Raw genomic sequence first — 19,281 nt, 5'->3', positions numbered from 1 at the left:
GCGACTGTCCGGGCGCGGGCCCGCTGCGCGGGGGTGGCGCCGGGTCCCGCTGCGCGGGGCGAGTTCCCCTACCCGCCCCTCCCCGAAACCGGGGCTGCGCCCCGGGCCCGCTTACGGGGCTGCGCCCCGGACCCCCGTTACGGGGCTGCGCCCCGGGCCCGCTTACGGGGCTCCAGTGGAGGCTGCGCCCCGCACCCGCTTACGGGGTTCCACTCCGGACCCCCGCGCCCCCTGCGGGCTGCGCCCCGGGGCCCGTTGTGGGGCTTTGCCCCCGGACTTCGTTTGCGGGTCTGTGCTCCCGGGCCCCCTTGTGGGCCTGAGCCCCGAACCCCTGCGGGGTTGTGCTCCGGCACCCCTTGCGGGGCTTCGCCCCGAACCTCCGTACGCGCGACGCGACCCGCGTGCTCGCCGCCCCCCCCGCCGCTTGTGCTTCGTCGCGCTGGTGTCGCGCGTCCGGCGGGCGGCGCTCCCGTCCGTCCGTTCCGGTACGGGGATGTGCCTCGCCCACGCGCGCGCCGGCCCGGTGCCGGGCCGTGGGGCTTCGCCCCCGCAGCTCCCGGGAGTTGGCGTTGTGCTGTGACCCGTACCCGCCCCGGGGAAGGGGGGGTACGGGACGCAACAGCCCGGCCCCGTCCCCGCGTCGCGGGTCCAAGGCCGGGCTGCGGCCGTCGTTACGCCTTGCGGAGGCGGAACGTCAGTGACAGGCCCTCGTCCTCGAACGGTGCGCCGTACTCCACGGCCCCCGGCTCCGCTTCGCCCGATGCGAAGTCCGTCGCCAGGACCTCCTCCGCGATCAGTTCCGCGTGCGCCGCCACCGCCTCCGCCGTCTCCGGCGACTCCGACGTCCAGCGGACCGCGATCCGGTCGGCCACGTCCAGGCCGCTGTTCTTCCGCGCCTCCTGGATCAGCCGGATCGCGTCGCGGGCCAGTCCCGCCCGCCGCAGGTCCGGGGTGAGTTCCAGGTCCAGGGCCACCGTCGCGCCCGAGTCGGAAGCGACCGACCAGCCCTCCCTGGGCGTCTCGGTGATGATCACCTCGTCCGGGGCCAGCGAGACTGTCTCACCGTCCACGGTGACCGACGCCTCGCCGCTGTCGCGCAGCGACGCCGACAGTTCCGCCGCGTCCGCCGCGGCGACCGCCGCCGCCACCGCCTGGACGCCCTTGCCGAAGCGCTTGCCCAGGGCCCGGAAGTTGGCCTTCGCCGTCGTGTCGACCAGCGAGCCGCCCACCTCCGACAGCGTCGCCAGCGCCGTGACGTTCAACTCCTCCGTGATCTGCGCGCGCAGCTCGTCCGACAGCGTCTCGAAGCCCGTCGCCGCGATCAGCGCCCGCGAGAGCGGCTGACGGGTCTTCACGCCCGACTCGGCCCGGGTCGCGCGTCCCAGCTCGACCAGCCGCCGTACCAGCAGCATCTGGCGCGAGAGCGTCGGGTCGATCGACTGGAGGTCGGCCTCCGGCCAGGACGACAGGTGCACCGACTCCGGTGCGTCCGCCACCACGGGCACGACCATGTCCTGCCAGACCCGCTCCGTGATGAACGGGGTCAGCGGGGCCATCAGCCTGGTCACGGTCTCGACCACGTCGTGCAGCGTGCGCAGTGCCGCCTTGTCGCCCTGCCAGAAGCGGCGGCGCGAGCGGCGTACGTACCAGTTCGAGAGGTCGTCCACGAACGCGGACAGCAGCTTGCCGGCGCGCTGTGTGTCGTACGCCTCCAGCGCCTGCGTCGTCTCGTTCACCAGCGCGTGCAGCTCGCTCAGCAGCCAGCGGTCCAGCAGCGGGCGGTCCGCCGGCGCCGGGTCCGCCGCGCTCGGGGCCCAGCCGGAGGTACGGGCGTACAGCGCCTGGAAGGCGACCGTGTTCCAGTACGTCAGCAGCGTCTTGCGGACGACCTCCTGGATCGTGCCGTGCCCGACCCGCCTCGCCGACCACGGCGAGCCGCCGGCCGCCATGAACCACCGCACGGCGTCGGCCCCGTGCTGGTCCATCAGCGGGATCGGCTGAAGCATGTTGCCCAGGTGCTTGGACATCTTCCGGCCGTCCTCGGCGAGGATGTGGCCCAGGCACACCACGTTCTCGTAACTCGACTTGTCGAAGACCAGCGTGCCGATCGCCATCAGCGTGTAGAACCAGCCGCGCGTCTGGTCGATCGCCTCCGAGATGAACTGCGCCGGGTAGCGCCGCTCGAAGAGGTCCTTGTTCTTGTACGGGTAGCCCCACTGCGCGAACGGCATCGAACCCGAGTCGTACCAGGCGTCGATCACCTCGGGCACCCGCGTCGCCGTCCGCCCGCAGGTCGGGCAGGCGAAGGTGACCTCGTCGATGTACGGGCGGTGCGGGTCCAGCGACGACTGGTCGGTGCCGGTCAGCTCGCTCAGCTCGGCGAGCGAGCCCACGACCGTCAGATGGCTGTCCTCGCAGCGCCAGATCGGCAGCGGCGTACCCCAGTAGCGGTTGCGGGAGAGCGCCCAGTCGACGTTGTTGTTCAGCCAGTCGCCGTACCGGCCGTGCTTGACCGAGCCGGGGAACCAGTTGGTCCCCTCGTTCTCCTCGATCAGCCGGTCCTTGACGGCCGTCGTACGGATGTACCAGGACGGCTGCGCGTAGTAGAGGAGCGCGGTGTGGCAGCGCCAGCAGTGCGGGTAGCTGTGCTCGTACGGGACATGGCGGAAGAGCAGGCCGCGCTCGCGCAGGTCCTCCGTGAGCGCCTCGTCGGCCTTCTTGAAGAAGACGCCGCCGACCAGCGGCACGTCCTCCTCGAAGGTGCCGTTGGGGCGGATCGGGTTGACGACGGGCAGGCCGTAGGCGCGGCAGACCTTCAGGTCCTCCTCGCCGAAGGCGGGGGACTGGTGGACCAGACCCGTGCCGTCCTCCGTCGTGACGTACTCCGCGTTGACGACGTAGTGGGCGGCCGACGCGTCCGGGCCCTCGGGGAAGTCGATCAGGGTGAAGGGGCGGTCGTACGTCCAGCGCTCCATCTCGCGCCCGGTGAACGACGGGCCCGTCACCTCCCACCCCTCGCCCAGCGCCTTCCCCAGCAGGGGTTCGGCGACGACGAGCTTCTCCTCGCCGTCGGTGGCGACCACATAGGTGACGTCGGGGTGCGCGGCGACCGCCGTGTTGGAGACCAGCGTCCAGGGGGTCGTGGTCCAGACGAGCAGCGCCGCCTCGCCGGCGAGCGGGCCCGAGGTCAGCGGGAAGCGTACGAAGACCGACGGGTCGACGATCGTCTCGTACCCCTGCGCCAGCTCGTGGTCGGACAGGCCGGTCTCGTCGCGCGGGCACCAGGGCGCCACCCGGTGGTCCTGGACCAGCAGCCCCTTGTTGAAGATCTCCTTCAGCGACCACCAGACGGATTCGATGTACTCCGGATCCATGGTCCGGTAGGCGTGGTCGAGGTCCGTCCAGTACCCCATGCGGTTGGTCAGCTCGGTGAAGGCGTCCGTGTGCCGGGTGACGGACTCGCGGCACTTGTCGTTGAACGCGGCGATGCCGTACGCCTCGATGTCCTTCTTGCCTTCGAAGCCCAGCTCCTTCTCCACCGCCAGCTCGACGGGCAGGCCGTGGCAGTCCCAGCCGGCCTTACGGGCGACGTGGTAACCGCGCATCGTGCGGAAGCGCGGGAAGACGTCCTTGAAGACGCGGGCCTCGATGTGGTGGGCGCCCGGCAGTCCGTTGGCGGTGGGCGGGCCCTCGTAGAAGACCCACTCGGGGCGGCCCTCGGTCTGTTCGAGGCTCTTGTCGAAGACCTTGGCCTCGCGCCAGAAGTCGAGCACGGCGTGCTCCATGGCGGGCAGGTCGACCTGGGCGGGCACCTGGTGGTACTGGGGTGGTGTCAGCGGTGTCACGGGTGTCATCGGGCGCTTCCTCCGGCGGAACATAAGACTTCTCCGTCGGAGGGACGAGAGCTGGGCTCCCGCGGTACCACCCTCCTTGGCTCCGGGCGTACGCCGTCCCGGGGCCCCCTCATTGGGGTCGCGCTGCCGGTTCTACTCGCGCCGGTGGTGCACCGGCGCTTTCTTCCGGCGGCTCCGGGGTGATCTTCGCCTCGTGCTTGCCCCCGGGCTCTCACCGCCCCCGGGTCGCTCTGGGCCGCTCACGACGCTACTCGTCCCCGTCAACGCCTCTCGCTCCCGCCAGTGTACGGGCCCGTACGGGGAGCGCCCGACCGGTTTTCCGGCGGGACCGTACGGCGGAGCGCTTGACCCGAACGGTCATACCGGCCCGTTCGGACCCCGGTGATGCCCGCGCGTCGGATTACCGGGCGGTGAGCTGGGAACAACGGATGGAGGTTCGTCTTGTCCGACGGCGGAGGAGGGGCCAACCGGCGGTGTGCCCCGTTGCCGCGGGGCTGGGGTCGATTTATCGTCCCAGCACGATTCGCGAGCAAGATCACAATGTGTGAAGGGGCCGCGGCCATGGTGGCGAAGAAGTCCGCCGCGAAGAAAGCGACCGCGGAGAAATCCACGGCGAAGAGCGCCTCCACGACCACGACAGGCACCGGTTCGGACGGTACGGACGAGACGGACGGCACCGACGAGACGGACGGCACGACCGGAGAGGCGCCGGACACACAGGCACCCGCGAAGAAGGAGCCGGCGAAGAAGCCGGCGAGGACAGCAGCCAGGAAGACCGCCGCCAAGAAGACGGCGCCGGGCAAGGCACCTGCGAATGAGGCCGCACCCGCGGCCGAGGGGGCGGCACAGGCCGCGGAACAGACGGGAGCCAAAACGGTGGGATCGAAGAAGACCGCGGGCGGCGGATCCACGGCCGACGGCGAGGGCATCGCGGTGGCCACGGCAGCCGTACCGCCCGGACAACTGGCCGTACGTCCCGGTGAGGACCCCTGGACGCCGGAAGAGGTGGCCGAGGCGCGCGCGGGCCTGGAGAGCGAGGCCGCCAGGCTGGCGGCCGAGATCACCTCGTCCGAGCAGGCCCTGGCCGGTCTGATGCGGGACTCGGGCGCCGGAGCGGGTGACGACGACGCGGACACCGGTACGAAGAACATCACCCGCGAGCACGAGATGTCGCTCGCCGCCAACGCCAGGGACACACTGGAGCAGACCGAACGGGCTCTCCAGCGTCTCGACGCCGGGACGTACGGTGTCTGCGAGGTCTGCGGCAAGCCGATCGGCAAGGCGCGGATGCAGGCCTTCCCACGGGCGACTCTCTGTGTGGAGGACAAGCAGAAACAGGAACGCAGGGGCTGAGCCCGTGACCCGGAGCGCGAGGGTGTGACGTACGCTCGTGCTCAGTCATGCACCTAGGTTGAGGGACTCACGTGGCAGAGGCGGAGCGCGTCATCGGTACGCCAGATGTTGACGACGAGGCTGCGGCTACCGCCGAAGAGCCCAAGGGGAAGCGCAAGATCGTCGCGCTCTTCGTCGTCGCTGTGCTGGCCTATCTGCTGGACATCGGCAGCAAGACGCTCGTGGTGGCCAAGCTGGAGCACCACGAGCCGTTCGCGCTCGTCGGCAATGTGCTCCAGTTCGAGGTGATCAGGAACGCCGGTGCCGCCTTCGGCTTCGGCGAGGCCTACACCGTGGTCTTCACCTGTATCGCCGCCGCCGTGATCGTGGTGATCGCCCGGCTGTCGCGCAAGCTCCACAGCCTGCCCTGGGCGATCGCCCTCGGTCTGCTGCTCGGCGGCGCCTTCGGCAATCTCACCGACCGGATCTTCCGGTCCCCCGGCCTCTTCCACGGGGCCGTCGTGGACTTCATCGCCCCCGCGCACTTCGCGATCTTCAACCTCGCCGACTCGGCGATCTGCTGCGGTGGCGTGCTCATCGTCATCCTGTCCTTCCGGGGCCTGGACCCCGACGGAACGGTCCACAAGGACTGACAGGGCATACTCGACGGGTGAGCTTTCCCGAGATCAGAACGCTGCCCGTGCCCGATGGCCTGGAGGGCGAGCGCGTCGACGCCGCCATAGCCCGTATGTTCGGGTTCTCCCGTACGAAAGCGGCCGAGCTGGCCGCTTCCGGGAAGGTCCAGGTCGACGGTTCCATCGTCGGGAAATCCGAACGTGTGAACGGCGGAGCGTGGCTGGAGGTGGAGATGCCGGCCGCCGCCGTACCCGTACAGATCGTGGCCGAACCCGTCGAGGGCATGGAGATCGTCCATGACGACGACGACATCGTCGTGATCGTCAAGCCGGTCGGCGTGGCCGCGCACCCCAGTCCCGGCTGGACCGGCACCACCGTCATCGGCGGTCTGGCCGCCGCCGGCTACCGCATCTCGACCTCCGGCGCCGCCGAACGCCAGGGCATCGTGCACCGGCTGGACGTCGGTACCTCGGGCCTGATGGTCGTCGCGAAGTCGGAGCGCGCGTACACGCTGCTCAAGGCGCAGTTCAAGGAGCGGGTCGTCGACAAGCGCTACCACGCGCTCGTCCAGGGACACCCGGACCCGATGAGCGGGACCATCGACGCCCCGATCGGCCGCCATCCGAACCACGACTACAAGTGGGCGGTCACGGCCGAGGGCAAGCCGTCGGTCACGCACTACGACCTGATCGAGGCGTTCCGGTCCGCCTCGCTGCTGGACATCAAGCTGGAGACGGGCCGTACGCACCAGATCAGGGTGCACATGTCGGCCCACCGGCACCCCTGCGTCGGCGACCTGACGTACGGCGCCGACCCGACGCTCTCGAAGCGCCTCGGCCTGACCCGGCAGTGGCTGCACGCGATGCGGCTCGGGTTCGAGCACCCGTCGGACGGCCGCTGGGTGGAGTTCGAGAGCACGTACCCCGACGACCTCCAGGGTGCGCTGGACACGGTGAGGGCGGAGAGCAACGCGTGAGCGGCGACGGCGGCGGATCCGGACACGGGTCCGGACAGGAGCCCGGATACGAGATACGGGTGGCGAAGGACCCCGCCGACCTGGAGGCCTGCTTCCTGGTCCGTAAAGAGGTCTTCGTCGTCGAACAGCGCGTCCCCGAGGAGCTGGAGTACGACGGTCGCGACGGCGACGCCATCCAGGTCCTCGCCGTCGCCGACGACGGGGCACCCCTCGGCACCGGACGGCTGCTGTACGGTCCCGGCGCCGCCGACAGGACCGGCGGCGACCCGGCCGTCGGCGCGCTCGGACGGCTCGCCGTCGGCAGGGCGGCCAGGGGCCGGGGCCTCGGCGCCGCGCTGGTGCGCGCCATCGAGGACGCGGCCAGGGGCGCAGGTCTGACGGTGGTCGATCTGCACGCGCAGACCCACGCGCTGGGTTTTTACGAGCGGCTGGGGTACGAGGCGTACGGGCCCGAGTTCCCCGACGCCGGGATTCCGCACCGCTCGATGCGGCGCGCGATCTAGGTTCTGCCCGGCTGACCCGGCGGCGACGCCGCCGAGCAGCGGGCGGTTTGCCTCCGTGGCAGTCTTGAGCCCTTGATCACCCCCAGGTGATCACCGACGCTCGATCCCGGCCGGAGGCACATCCGTGGACCAGTTGGCGCTGCTGCTCGTGCTGCTGCTCGGAGCCGTGGTCACCGTGCCGCTCGGGGAGCGCCTCGGGCTGCCGTCGCCCGTACTGATGACCCTCCTGGGGATCGTGCTGGCGCTGCTCCCCTTCGTGCCGAATGTTCAGGTGCCGCCGGATTTCATCCTCCCGCTACTGCTGCCGCCGCTGCTGTACGCCGCCGTGCAGCGCACCTCCTGGCGCCAGTTCGCGGCCAACAGACGCCCCATCTTCCTGCTCGCCGTCGCCCTGGTGTTCGTGACGATGGTGGCGGTGGCGGCCGCGGCGAGCACCGTCGTACCGGGGCTGCCGCTCGCCGCCGCCTTCGCGCTCGGCGCGCTCGTCGCACCGCCCGACCCGGTCGCGGCGACCGCCGTCGCCGGATCCCTCGGGCTGCCACGGCGGCTGATCTCGATCCTGGAGGGCGAGGGCCTCTTCAACGACGTCACGGCGATCGTGCTCTACCACGTGGCGATCGCCGCCGCCGTCAGCGGAACGTTCTCCTGGCCGGAGGCGTTCGGCCAGCTCGTCCTGTCCGCCGTGGTCGCCGTGGCGATCGGGCTCGCGCTCGGCTGGCTCTCCAACAAGCTGATGTCGCTGCTCGGGGACGCCACGCTCCAGATCGGCCTGACCCTGCTGGTGCCTTTCGTCAGCTACGTACTGGCCGAGGAGCTGCACGGCTCGGGGGTGCTCGCCGTACTGACCCTGGCGCTGTTCCTCGCCGAGCACACCGCCGACGCCGACGACGTCATGGGACGGCTGGCGGGGAACGCCTTCTGGCGGATCGTCGACATGCTCGTCACCGGGGTCGCCTTCGGCCTCATCGGCCTGGAGCTCCACAACGCCTTCGGCACGGCCGGCGACCGGATGGGCCGGATGGTCGGCTGGGGCGGGATCGTCGTCGGGGTTGTCGTCGGCGTACGGCTGCTGTGGCTGCTGCCCGCGACCTGGGCGGCGAAGAAGATGCACAAGCTCCGCGACTACGACGAGGAGATCCCCGTCAGTTGGCGCGAGACGGTGGTGATGTGGTGGGCCGGGATGCGCGGGGTGGCGTCGGTCGCGCTGGCGCTGGCGATCCCGCTGAAGACGGACAGCGGGCGGCCGTTCCCCGGCCGTGACGAGATCATCTTCATCGCGTTCGCCGTCATCATGAGCACCCTGGTCATCCAGGGGCTCACCCTGCCCTGGCTGGTGCGGAAGCTGGGCGTGCGCGCCGACGCGGGCGCCGAACGCGACCTGGAGCACTCCCTCGCGATCCGTGCCGCGCGCGCCGCCAGACGCCGCCTCAGGGAGATCGAGGAGGTCGAGGATCTGCCGGAGGACGTCAGCGAGCGCCTGATGCGCGGCGCCGTCGACATCGGGGCACGGATCAGCCCCTTCGTGGCCGACGACGAGCGCAGGGAGTGGGTCGCGAAACGGGCGGGCCGGCTGAAGGCCGTCCAGCGCATCCAGCGGGACATGATGTCGGCGGCCCGCCACGAGATCCTGTCGGCGCGCAGCGAGCCGGGCTCGGACCCGGAAGTGGTGGACCGGGTGCTGCGGCACCTGGACGTGCGCAGCATGCGCTGAGCGCGGTCCCCCGGTCCGTCAGCCGCGTCCCACGCGGGGCTGGTCCTCCTCCGTGTGGTCCCGGTCCTGGCCGGGGTCCCGCTCGGACCCGGACGCGCTGTCCGACTCCTGACGGTCCCTCGGGGCGGGCACGTCGGACGGGTGGCGGCCCTCCGGCGCCGGAGCCGTCGAGACCCGCGGCAGCGCGTACGGATGCTCCTCGGACAGCCAGTGGATCATCTGCTCGCGCACGGTGCACCGCACGGTCCAGATGTCGTCGGCGTCCTTCGCCGTGGCGACGGCCCGCACCTCCATCGTGGTCGGCGTGGAGTCGGTGACGGCCAGGCTCCAGCTCCGGCCGTCCCAGGCCGTGCACTCCCGCAGGATCTCGTGCAGCTTCTCGCGCATCAGCCGCACCGGCGCCGCGTGGTCGAGCTGGAAGAAGACGGAGCCGGTCATCTGGACCCCGCCGCGCGACCAGTTCTCGAAGGGCCTGCTGGTGAAGTACGACACAGGCATCGTGATGCGCCGCTCGTCCCACGTGCGTACGGCGAGGAAGGTCAGCGTGACCTCCTCGACCACACCCCACTCGCCGTCCACCACCACGGTGTCGCCGATCCGCACCATGTCGCCGAAGGCGATCTGGAAGCCGGCGAAGAGATTGCCGAGCGTCGACTGCGCGGCGACACCGGCGACGATGCCGATGATCCCGGCCGACGCCAGCATCGACGTGCCGAGCGCCCGCATGTCGGGGAAGGTCAGCAGGATCGCGGCGACGGCCACGATCACCACGACCGCCGTCACGATCCGCATCGTCAGCGTCACCTGCGTACGGACCCGGCGCACCCGGGCCGCGTCGCGGGTGAGCGACGCGTAGCGGGCGTACGACGACTCCACGGCGGCGGACACCATACGCACCACCAGCCACGCGCCTGCCGCGATCAGGATCAGCGAGAGCACCCGTCCGATCGCGCCCTTGTACTGCTCGACGAACGACCACTCGACGGCGGGGTACGACCCGCGCAGCAGCCCGGTGAGCAGGACCACCAGCAGCGGCGACCTGCAGCGGCGCAGCAGGCCCCACAGCGGCGTCTCGCGGTGGCGGTCGTCCGCGCGGCGCAGCAGGACGTCGACGCCCCACACGAGCAGCAGTGTGAGGACGACGGAGCCCCCGAACACGGACAACGGGCGCAGTACGGTCTCCATGGCTCCCTCTTGGGCCGGGCCCCTCGGTCGGGGCCTCTTGGTCAGGGTCTCGGTCGGGGGTCCTGGCCAGGGCTCTTGGCCAGGGCTTTCGGTCAGGGCGTGGGCTGGCAGGATGGCGGGATGGACATCATCCTCTTCCATTCGATGTACGGGCTGCGGCCGGCCGTCTCCGCGTGGGCGGAGCGGCTGCGCGCGGCCGGACATCAGGTGCACGTGCCCGACCTCTTCGGCGGAGAAACCGCCGACACCGTGGAAGGGGGCGCGGAGCTGAAGGACAAGATCGGCAAGGAGGAGCTGCTGCGCCGGGCGATCATGGCGGCGGCCCCGTACTCCGACCGGGGCCTCGTCTACGCGGGCTTCTCGCTCGGCGGCTCGATCGCGCAGACCCTGGCGCTGGGGGACGAGAAGGCGCGCGGGCTGCTGCTGATGCACGGTACGTCGGACATCGCGGAGAACGCGTCCGTGGACGAGCTGCCCGTACAGCTCCATGTCGCCGACCCGGACCCGTTCGAGACCCACGACTGGCTGACGACGTGGTATCTGCGGATGCGGCAGGTCGGCGCCGACGTGGAGGTCTTCGGCCACCCGGGGGCGGGGCATCTGTACACCGACCCGGAGCTGCCGGACTACGACAGCGCGGCCGCCGAGAAGACCTGGCAGGTCGGGCTCGCCTTCATCGAGTCGCTCTGAGCCGAGCCGGACGTACCCGCTGCTCAGAGCGTGACGTGCTGCCGTGCTCGTGCTGCCGTGTACGGTCCACCCGCCCCGACGGGGACCGGGTGGACCGGACACGACCGGCACTCACGCCGCCAGGCCTTGTCTGACAAATCCCGCCGTCCGCCCGGAGGGCGGGCTCGCGGTGTTCGGTGCGTGCAATCGCAAGGCGGAGGATCGTCCTCGTACTGGACGTACTTGGATGACTCCGACAACGCGGCGAGTGTGCGTGCCGGGCGCCGCGAGCCAGGCGGGATTTGTCAGACAGGGCCCAGGGCCTTGGCGATCGCGGTGTTGAAGTCGGCCACCGTCATGGGCGGGTTGCTGCTGCCCTCGGAGGTGATCGTCTTGCCGTCCATCTTGAACGTCGGGGTTCCCTGCACACCGCTCTTGTCGAAGGTGTTGGACATCTTCATGGCCCACGCGTCGTAGGTGCCGCTCTTGACGGCCTTCTGGAAGGTCGCGTTGCCCTTGAGCGGGGCCACCGTGTCGGCCACCTGGATGAGGTAGCTGTCCTTGGCGAACTTGTCGGTGCTCTCGTCGGGGTGGAACTTCGTCGAGTAGAGCGCCGACTTGTACTGGAGGAACGCCTCCGGGCTGACGTTGAGCGCGGCGCCCAGCGCGGACAGCGCGTTCTTCGAGCCCACGCCGTTGTCGGACTTGTCGATGAAGGTGGCGCCGACGTACTGGATCTTGAACTTGCCGCTGTCGATGTCGTTCTGGACGGTCGAGCCGACCGTCTGCTCGAACTGGGCGCAGATCGGGCAGCGCGAGTCCTCGAACTCCACCAGCGTCTTCTTCGCCGTGGACTTGCCGATCACCACGGTCGTGCCGTCGGTGCCTGAGGTGTTCTTCGGGGCGACGATGGACTTCGCGTCCGCCGCCGCCTCCCACTGGGACGGCTTGTTGCCCTGGATGACGGCGTAGCTCACGCCGCCGGCTATCGCGAGGACCACCACGACGGCCCCGGCGACGGTGAACTGGCGGCGCGTCTTGGCCTTCTTCGCCTGGCGCTCGCGCTCCTGCCGCAGCCGGTCGCGGGCTGCTGCCTTGTTGGTCTGGCTGTTACGTGTGCTCATGCTTGTTCACTCCGTGTGGTGACATGGTGGTGCCGAGGTGCCGCAGGGCTGCTGCGGGGGTACGCGGACGGAACTCAGACAGTGCTGAGCGCCAGGCCAGGAGGCCCTCGGCGTCCTACGGAGTGCGCGTGGAGATGCATACGGGCGAGAGGCGGCGGCCCGAAGGGGCGCGGTCCGCGCCGTACGGCCCCGCGTACCGTCCCGGCCACCGAGAAGGCGAGCAGCAGCGGCCGGAAGGCGGAGGCCGTCGCGGTCAGGACCATCCCGGCCAGCGCCGACTCGCCGCGCCTCAGCCAGGCCGCGGCGAGCAGCCCGATCGAGACGTGCAGGGCGAGCAGCACCCACGGCAGGGCCGGGTCCGGCGAGTTGAGCAGCGCGGAGGCGGTGCCCTCCGGGGAGGAGACCACTCCCGGCAGCCGGGTGCCGATGCCGCCGCCGCAGAGGAGGTCGAAGCCGACCGAGCGGAGCGAACCGGCGACCGGTCCGCCCGCAGGGCCGTAACAGACCTGCTGTCCGGTGGTGAAGACGGTGTCCGCGGCCAGTTCCAGCGGTACGAGCAGCGCCGCGATGCCCCAGAAGCCGCGCTCGCGCCCCGCCGTGGCGTACGCGAGCGTGAACACCACGGCCGCGATCCCGGCGACGACGGAGGCGGGCAGCGGCGTCCTGGACAGCAGCACATGCGAACCGGCGGACAGTGTCACGACGAGTGCCGTGAAGAGTGCTGCCCGCGCGGCCCTGAGCTGCGTCCTGGATATGTCCATCGTTGCCGAGTGTCCCATGCCGCCCTGTAAGGGATCCTTAAGGATCCGGCCGTCCCCGCCGTCCCGGACGGCCCGCGCTAGCCGAGCCGTCCGTTGCGGAACAGGTCGACGAAGATCTGGTGGTCGGCCCTCGCCCGCGCCCCGTAGGCGTGTGCGAAGTCCACCAGCAGCCCGCTGAAGCTCTCCTCGTCGCCCGCGATGGCCGCGTCGATGGCGCGCTCCGTGGAGAACGGCACCAGGGAGTGCCCGCTCTCGTTGTCGGCGGCCCCGTGCATCGTGGCCGTCGCCCTGCCGAGGTCGGCGACGACCGCGGCGATCTCCTCGGGGTCGTCCAGGTCCGACCAGTCGAGGTCCACCGCGTACGGTGAGATCTCCGCCACGAGCTGCCCGGCACCGTCCAGCTCGGTCCAGCCGAGCCACGGGTCGGCGTGCGCCTGGAGCGCCCGCTGCGAGATGACCGTGCGGTGGCCCTCGTGCTGGAAGTACTCCCGGATGGCGTGGTCGGTGATGTGCCGCGAGACGGCCGGGGTCTGCGCCTGCTTCATGTAGATCACGACGTCGTTCTCCAGGGCGTCGCTGTTGCCCTCCAGCAGGATGTTGTACGAGGGCAGCCCGGCCGAGCCGATCCCGATGCCGCGCCGCCCGACGACGTCCTTCACGCGGTACGAGTCGGGGCGGGTCAGGCTGGACTCGGGCAGCGTCTCCAGATAGCCGTCGAAGGCCGCCAGGATCTTGTACCGGGTCGCGGCGTCCAGCTCGATGGAGCCGCTGCCCGGAGCGAAGCGCCGCTCGTACTCCCGGATCTCGGTCATCGAGTCGAGCAGCCCGAAGCGGGTCAGCGACCGCGCCGAGCGCAGGGCCTTGAGCAGCGGGCCCTCGGCGGTGTCCAGGGTGAAGGGCGGCACCTCGTCGTTCTTCGCGCCGGTGGCGAGCGCGTGGATCCGCTCGCGGTAGGCGCCCGCGTAGATCTCCACCAGCTCGGTGATCTGCTCGTCGCTGAGCGCCTTGGTGTAGCCGATGAGGGCGAGGGAGGCGGCGAAGCGCTTCAGGTCCCAGGTGAACGGCCCGACGTACGCCTCGTCGAAGTCGTTGACGTTGAAGATCAGCCGGCCGTTGGCGTCCATGTACGTGCCGAAGTTCTCCGCGTGCAGGTCGCCGTGGATCCACACCCGGCCCGTGCGCTCGTCGACGAACGGCGCACCGGGCGCGGACGCCGCTCTGTCCTGCTCCAGGTCCCGGTAGAACAGGGCCGCGGTGCCGCGGTAGAAGGCGAAGGCGGACGCGGCCATCTTCCGGAATTTGACCTGGAACGCGGCCGGATCGGCCGCGAGGAGCTGCCCGAAGGCGGTCTCGAAGACGGCGAGGATCTCCTCGCCGCGCTGCTCGTCAACTGTTTCAACGGGTCGCGGGACCGACATCGCTGGGTGCCTCCTGGTGCGGGGTGTCCGGAACGTATGTGCGCACACGCCGCCCCGCCGGAGGGCGACGATGCCATCAGAATGCGCAACGCACGACGCTACTCCGGAGTGCCCGCGGAGGGCCCTGGCGGAGTCGTAGACTTCCACGCTGTCCCCCCAGATCGTCCGGGGCCAGTCGTCCGCAGTTCACCGTCCGCTGGAGGTCCCCACCGTGACAAAGCCGCCGTTCACGCACCTGCACGTCCACACCCAGTACTCGCTGCTGGACGGTGCCGCGCGGCTGGGCGACATGTTCAACGCCTGCAAGGACATGGGTATGTCGCACATCGCCATGACCGATCACGGGAACCTCCATGGCGCGTACGACTTCTTCCATCAGGCGAAGAAGGCGGGTGTGACCCCGATCATCGGGATCGAGGCGTACGTCGCCCCGGAGTCCCGGCGCAACAAGCGCAAGATCCAGTGGGGCCAGCCGCACCAGAAGCGGGACGACGTCTCGGGTTCCGGCGGTTACACGCACAAGACGATCTGGGCGTCGAACGCGACGGGGCTGCACAACCTGTTCCGGCTGTCCTCCGACGCGTACGCCGAGGGCTGGCTGACGAAGTGGCCCCGGATGGACAAGGAGACCATCGCCAAGTGGTCCGAGGGGCTCATCGCCTCCACCGGCTGCCCGTCCGGCGAGCTCCAGACCCGGCTGCGGCTCGGCCAGGAGGACGAGGCGCTGAAGGCCGCAGCCGAGTACCAGGACATCTTCGGCAAGGACAAGTACTTCCTGGAGCTGATGGACCACGGCATCGAGATCGAGCGCCGCGTCCGTGACGGTCTGCTGGAGATCGGCAAGAAGCTGGGCATCCCGCCCCTGGTGACGAACGACTCGCACTACACGTACGCCGGCGAGGCCACCGCCCACGACGCGCTGCTGTGCATCCAGACCGGCAAGAACCTCTCCGACCCGGACCGCTTCCGCTTCGACGGCACCGGCTACTACCTCAAGTCCACCGACGAGATGTACGCGGTCGACTCCTCCGACGCCTGGCAGCAGGGCTGCGCCAACACCCTGCTGGTCGCCCAGCAGATCGACACGGAGGGCATGTTCCAGGAGAAGAACCTGATGCCCAAGTTCGAGGTCCCCGAGGGCTTCAGCGAGGTCACCTGGTTCAAGGAGGAGACCATGCGCGGCATGGCCCGCCGCTACCCGAACGGCATCCCCGAGGACCGGCAGAAGCAGGTCGAGTACGAGATGGGGATCATCATCGAGATGGGCTTCCCCGGGTACTTCCTGGTGGTCGCCGACTTCATCATGTGGGCCAAGAACAACGGGATCGCGGTGGGTCCCGGCCGTGGTTCGGCGGCCGGTTCGATCGTGTCGTACGCCATGGGCATCACCGACCTGGACCCGATCGAGCACGGTCTGATCTTCGAGCGGTTCCTGAACCCCGAGCGCATCTCGATGCCCGACGTCGACATCGACTTCGACGAGCGCAGGCGCGGCGAGGTCATCCGGTATGTGACCGAGAAGTACGGCGCCGACAAGGTCGCCATGATCGGCACCTACGGAAAGATCAAGGCCAAGAACGCGATCAAGGACTCCGCGCGCGTGCTGGGCTACCCGTACGCGATGGGCGACCGCCTGACGAAGGCCATGCCCGCCGACGTCCTCGGCAAGGGCATCGACCTCAACGGCATCACCGACCCCAAGCACCCGCGCTACAGCGAGGCGGGCGAGATCCGGGGGATGTACGAGAACGAGGCGGACGTCAAGAAGGTCATCGACACCGCGAAGGGTGTGGAGGGCCTGGTCCGGCAGATGGGTGTGCACGCGGCCGGCGTGATCATGTCCAGCGAGACGATCACCGACCATGTGCCGGTCTGGGTCCGGCACACCGACGGTGTGACGATCACTCAGTGGGACTACCCGAGTTGTGAGTCGCTCGGCCTGCTGAAGATGGACTTCCTGGGCCTGCGGAACCTGACCATCATGGACGACGCCGTCAAGATGGTGAAGGCCAACAAGGGCAGGGACCTCGACCTGCTGGCCCTGCCGCTGGACGACCCGACGACGTACGAACTGCTCTGCCGGGGCGACACGCTCGGCGTCTTCCAGTTCGACGGCGGGCCGATGCGTTCGCTGCTGCGGCTGATGAAGCCCGACAACTTCGAGGACATTTCCGCCGTCTCGGCCCTGTACCGGCCGGGCCCGATGGGCATGAACTCGCACACGAACTACGCGCTGCGCAAGAACGGCCAGCAGGAGATCACCCCGATCCACCCGGAGCTGGAGGAGCCTCTCAAGGAGGTCCTCGGCCTCACCCACGGCCTGATCGTGTACCAGGAGCAGGTGCAGAAGGCCGCCCAGATCATCGCCGGGTACTCGCTGGGCGAGGCCGACATCCTGCGCCGCGTGATGGGCAAGAAGAAGGCCGACGAGCTGGCGAAGAACTTCGTCCTCTTCCAGGCCGGCGCCAAGAAGAACGGCTACTCGGACGAGGCCATCAAGGCGCTGTGGGACGTGCTGGTCCCGTTCGCCGGATACGCGTTCAACAAGGCGCACTCCTCCGCGTACGGCCTGGTCACGTACTGGACGGCGTACCTCAAGGCGAACTATCCCGCCGAGTACATGGCCGCCCTGCTGACCTCGGTGAAGGACGACAAGGACAAGTCGGCGGTCTATCTCAACGAGTGCCGGCGCATGGGCATCAAGGTGCTGCCGCCGAATGTGAACGACTCGCAGGCGAACTTCGCCGCGCAGGGCGACGACGTGATCCTCTTCGGCCTCACCGCGGTGCGCAACGTCGGCGCGAACGTCGTGGACTCGATCATCAGGTGCCGCAAGGCGAAGGGGAAGTACTCCACCTTCCCGGACTTCCTGGACAAGGTCGAGGCGGTCGTCTGCAACAAGCGCACCGTCGAGTCGCTCATCAAGGCCGGCGCCTTCGACGAGATGGGCCACACCCGCAAGAGCCTGGTCGCGCACCACGAACCGATGATCGACAACGTGGTCGCCGTCAAGCGCAAGGAGGCGGAGGGGCAGTTCGACCTCTTCGGCGGCATGGGCGAGGAGGAGACGAACGAGCCGGGCTTCGGGCTCGACGTCGAGTTCTCCGACATCGAGTGGGACAAGTCGTACCTGCTCGCGCAGGAGCGCGAGATGCTCGGCCTCTACGTCTCCGACCACCCGCTCTTCGGCATCGAACACGTCCTGTCCGACAAGTCCGACGCGGCGATCTCCCAGCTCACCGGTGGCGAGCACGCGGACGGTGCCGTCGTCACCATCGGCGGGATCATCTCCGGACTCCAGCGGAAGATGACCAAGCAGGGCAACGCCTGGGCCATCGCGACCGTCGAGGACCTCGCGGGCTCGATCGAGTGCATGTTCTTCCCCGCCACCTACCAGCTCGTCTCCACGCAGCTCGTCGAGGACACCGTCGTCTTCGTCAAGGGACGCCTCGACAAGCGCGAGGACATTCCCCGTCTCGTCGCGATGGAACTCGCCGTCCCCGACCTGTCGTCGGCGGGCACCGACGCGCCTGTCACCATCACCATCCCCACGGTGAAGGTCACCCCTCCGATGGTCAGCCGTCTCGGTGAGATCCTCGGGCACCACCGGGGCAACTCCGAGGTCCGTATCAAGCTCCAGGGCGCCCGCAAGACAACGGTGCTCAGGCTCGACCGGCACCGGGTCCAGCCCGACCCGGCCCTCTTCGGCGACCTGAAGGTGCTGCTCGGCCCGGCCTGCCTGGCCGGCTGAGCCGGGCGTACGCCGCGTACGCGACGCCGGCGCCCACGCCGTACGCCGCGCCGGCGCCCACGCAAGCGCTCCTGAGGGGCGCACCCGGTCACCGGGTGCGCCCCTCAGGCGCATGCGGACCGCGCGTCAGTTGTGGCCGAAGCGCTTCTGCCCCTTACGGGCGACATCGGAGGGCGAGGCTATCCGTGACTGCACCTGCTCGGCGCGGTCCTCATCGGGTGCGCCCTTCGACTCCTCGCTGCCCGGCGCGGGCGCCGAGCGGTCCTGCTGCCGCTGATTACCACGATCGCGGTTCTTGTTCTTGGCCATGGTGCTGCCTCCTGTGAGGGTCTCGGGGCCAGGGCCGCGTTCAGACTCACATACCGAACATATTGCCGCATTTTGGATCATTGCGGTGTGTAGTGCTGCCTTGTCAGGGGGAGGGCACCGGTTACGCCACGCCGATGATCGAGTTCCGGACGTTAACCCTCCGTTCGTCGGGCAGACTCGAAGGAAACCCACGGTCATTTCACGATTTCCGATCCCGGGGTTCCCGAAAGAAGGTGGAACACGTGGACCGCTGCGTCGTCCTGGTGGACGCCGGCTATCTGCTGGGCGCCGCCGCGAGTCTCCTCGCCGGAGAACCGGCCCGCTCCCGCATCACCGTCGACCACGCCGCCCTGATCCAGGGCCTGCGCGAACGGGCGGAGGCCGATACGCAGCAGCCACTGCTGCGGATCTACTGGTTCGACGGCGCCCCCGACCGGGTCCCCCAGCCGGAACACCGGCGGCTGCGGGTCATGCCGCGCGTCACCGTCAGGCTGGGCGCCCTCACCCGCAGCGACGGGCGCTGGGCACAGAAAGGCGTCGACGCCGCCATGCACGCGGAGCTGACCGAACTGGCCAGAAATCGTGCCTGCTCCGATGTCGTGCTGGTCACCGGGGACGGCGATCTGCTGCCGGGCCTGATGTCGGCGAAGGAGCACGGGGTCGCCGTACACCTGTGGGCCGTCCAGGCGGCCGACGGCGACTACAACCAGTCGGAAGACCTGGTGGCCGAGGCGGACGAGCGGCGGGTGCTCGACCGTACCTGGATCACCAAGGCCGTACGGGCCAAGGAACTCGGCGGCATCTGCGCGCCACCCCAGGCGCCCCGCCCCGAGATCGCCGCGATCCTCTCGGCGCCCCTGCCCGAGTCGGCGCTCGCCGCCTCGGCGGACAGCACGGAACAGGCGCGGGAGCCGGCCGCCCGCAACGGCACCAGGACACCACCGGACGAACACAGCCGCGAGGAGAGCCCGGCAGGCGCCGGCACCCGGGGCGTTCCCACCCCCAAGGACCTGGCGAGCCTGCGGGGCCCCGGAGGCCCTCCCGCGGGCTCG

At 69.8% G+C, this 19,281-nt stretch carries 14 protein-coding genes; 8 read left to right on the top strand and 6 right to left on the bottom strand.

Translation table 11 applies throughout. The annotated features are described in order from the left end of the window. Positions 1-671: 671 nt before the first annotated feature. Positions 672-3,836: an isoleucine--tRNA ligase gene (gene ileS, locus QR77_RS08785; protein ID WP_173476424.1), complete on the bottom strand. Its 3,165-nt coding sequence runs from the start codon at positions 3,834-3,836 to the stop codon at positions 672-674. A gap of 579 nt (positions 3,837-4,415) precedes the next feature. Here ileS and QR77_RS08780 point away from each other — a divergent pair. The 5 genes from QR77_RS08780 to QR77_RS08760 all read left to right on the top strand — a co-directional run bounded on the left by QR77_RS08780 (position 4,416) and on the right by QR77_RS08760 (position 9,012). Beyond that, positions 4,416-5,207, top strand: coding sequence for a TraR/DksA C4-type zinc finger protein (locus QR77_RS08780; protein WP_040020755.1), 792 nt, complete (start codon positions 4,416-4,418; stop codon positions 5,205-5,207). Between the two features lie 71 nt (positions 5,208-5,278). Next, a complete protein-coding gene (gene lspA / locus QR77_RS08775) occupies positions 5,279-5,839 on the top strand; it encodes a signal peptidase II (protein WP_040020753.1) in 561 nt (186 codons plus the stop codon). A 17-nt stretch (positions 5,840-5,856) separates the two neighbouring features. Then, positions 5,857-6,798, top strand: a complete 942-nt coding sequence (locus QR77_RS08770) for an RluA family pseudouridine synthase (RefSeq protein ID WP_040020751.1) — start codon at positions 5,857-5,859, stop codon at positions 6,796-6,798. Continuing rightward, positions 6,795-7,301, top strand: coding sequence for a GNAT family N-acetyltransferase (locus tag QR77_RS08765; protein ID WP_052488618.1), 507 nt, complete (start codon positions 6,795-6,797; stop codon positions 7,299-7,301). Before QR77_RS08770 ends, QR77_RS08765 begins: the two co-directional genes overlap by 4 nt. Before the next feature lie 124 nt (positions 7,302-7,425). Continuing rightward, positions 7,426-9,012 carry a Na+/H+ antiporter gene (locus QR77_RS08760; RefSeq protein WP_040020750.1) on the top strand — a complete coding sequence of 529 codons (1,587 nt, stop codon included), beginning with the start codon at positions 7,426-7,428 and terminating at the stop codon, positions 9,010-9,012. Between the two features lie 18 nt (positions 9,013-9,030). Here the strand turns inward: QR77_RS08760 and QR77_RS08755 are convergent, their stop codons facing one another. Further along, a complete protein-coding gene (locus QR77_RS08755) occupies positions 9,031-10,197 on the bottom strand; it encodes a mechanosensitive ion channel domain-containing protein (protein ID WP_040020749.1) in 1,167 nt (388 codons plus the stop codon). 120 nt (positions 10,198-10,317) lie between these two features. On the opposite strand from QR77_RS08755, the gene QR77_RS08750 reads away from it, so the two are divergent. Continuing rightward, positions 10,318-10,887 (top strand): dienelactone hydrolase family protein, encoded by a 570-nt coding sequence (locus QR77_RS08750; protein ID WP_040020747.1) that lies wholly within the window; start codon positions 10,318-10,320, stop codon positions 10,885-10,887. Between the two features lie 284 nt (positions 10,888-11,171). Here QR77_RS08750 and QR77_RS08745 read toward each other — a convergent pair whose 3' ends face one another. The 3 genes from QR77_RS08745 to QR77_RS08735 all read right to left on the bottom strand — a co-directional run bounded on the left by QR77_RS08745 (position 11,172) and on the right by QR77_RS08735 (position 14,169). Beyond that, positions 11,172-11,990, bottom strand: a complete 819-nt coding sequence (locus tag QR77_RS08745) for a thioredoxin domain-containing protein (RefSeq protein WP_040020746.1) — start codon at positions 11,988-11,990, stop codon at positions 11,172-11,174. A 74-nt stretch (positions 11,991-12,064) separates the two neighbouring features. Continuing rightward, positions 12,065-12,751 (bottom strand): hypothetical protein, encoded by a 687-nt coding sequence (locus tag QR77_RS08740; protein ID WP_040020744.1) that lies wholly within the window; start codon positions 12,749-12,751, stop codon positions 12,065-12,067. Between the two features lie 77 nt (positions 12,752-12,828). Continuing rightward, a complete protein-coding gene (locus tag QR77_RS08735) occupies positions 12,829-14,169 on the bottom strand; it encodes a DUF2252 domain-containing protein (protein WP_040020742.1) in 1,341 nt (446 codons plus the stop codon). A gap of 211 nt (positions 14,170-14,380) precedes the next feature. On the opposite strand from QR77_RS08735, the gene dnaE reads away from it, so the two are divergent. Next, a complete protein-coding gene (gene dnaE, locus QR77_RS08730) occupies positions 14,381-17,920 on the top strand; it encodes a DNA polymerase III subunit alpha (protein ID WP_040020740.1) in 3,540 nt (1,179 codons plus the stop codon). Between the two features lie 126 nt (positions 17,921-18,046). Here the strand turns inward: dnaE and QR77_RS08725 are convergent, their stop codons facing one another. After that, complete coding sequence (locus QR77_RS08725) at positions 18,047-18,229, bottom strand: hypothetical protein (protein ID WP_040020738.1); 183 nt, start codon at positions 18,227-18,229, stop codon at positions 18,047-18,049. A 233-nt stretch (positions 18,230-18,462) separates the two neighbouring features. Between QR77_RS08725 and QR77_RS48415 the strand changes: the two genes are divergently transcribed. After that, positions 18,463-19,281 (top strand): NYN domain-containing protein (locus QR77_RS48415; protein ID WP_236710569.1); only part of this gene is annotated, 819 nt, incomplete at its 3' end.

Origin of the sequence: Streptomyces sp. 150FB (genome assembly GCF_000818195.1) — a bacterium.
Lineage (GTDB): Bacteria > Actinomycetota > Actinomycetes > Streptomycetales > Streptomycetaceae > Streptomyces.
The sequence above is the reverse complement of the archived record's forward strand: the minus strand, read 5'-3'. Positions and strand labels throughout refer to the sequence as shown.

What these genes read in the sequence shown, in the direction of transcription:
- QR77_RS08740 (WP_040020744.1), bottom strand. Translation starts at nt 12,751, where the DNA reads ATGGACATATCCAGGACGCAGCTCAGGGCCGCGCGGGCAGCACTCTTC.
- QR77_RS08725 (WP_040020738.1), bottom strand. Translation starts at nt 18,229, where the DNA reads ATGGCCAAGAACAAGAACCGCGATCGTGGTAATCAGCGGCAGCAGGAC.
- QR77_RS08755 (WP_040020749.1), bottom strand. Translation starts at nt 10,197, where the DNA reads ATGGAGACCGTACTGCGCCCGTTGTCCGTGTTCGGGGGCTCCGTCGTC.
- QR77_RS08750 (WP_040020747.1), top strand. Translation starts at nt 10,318, where the DNA reads ATGGACATCATCCTCTTCCATTCGATGTACGGGCTGCGGCCGGCCGTC.
- QR77_RS08780 (WP_040020755.1), top strand. Translation starts at nt 4,416, where the DNA reads ATGGTGGCGAAGAAGTCCGCCGCGAAGAAAGCGACCGCGGAGAAATCC.
- QR77_RS08735 (WP_040020742.1), bottom strand. Translation starts at nt 14,169, where the DNA reads ATGTCGGTCCCGCGACCCGTTGAAACAGTTGACGAGCAGCGCGGCGAG.
- QR77_RS08745 (WP_040020746.1), bottom strand. Translation starts at nt 11,990, where the DNA reads ATGAGCACACGTAACAGCCAGACCAACAAGGCAGCAGCCCGCGACCGG.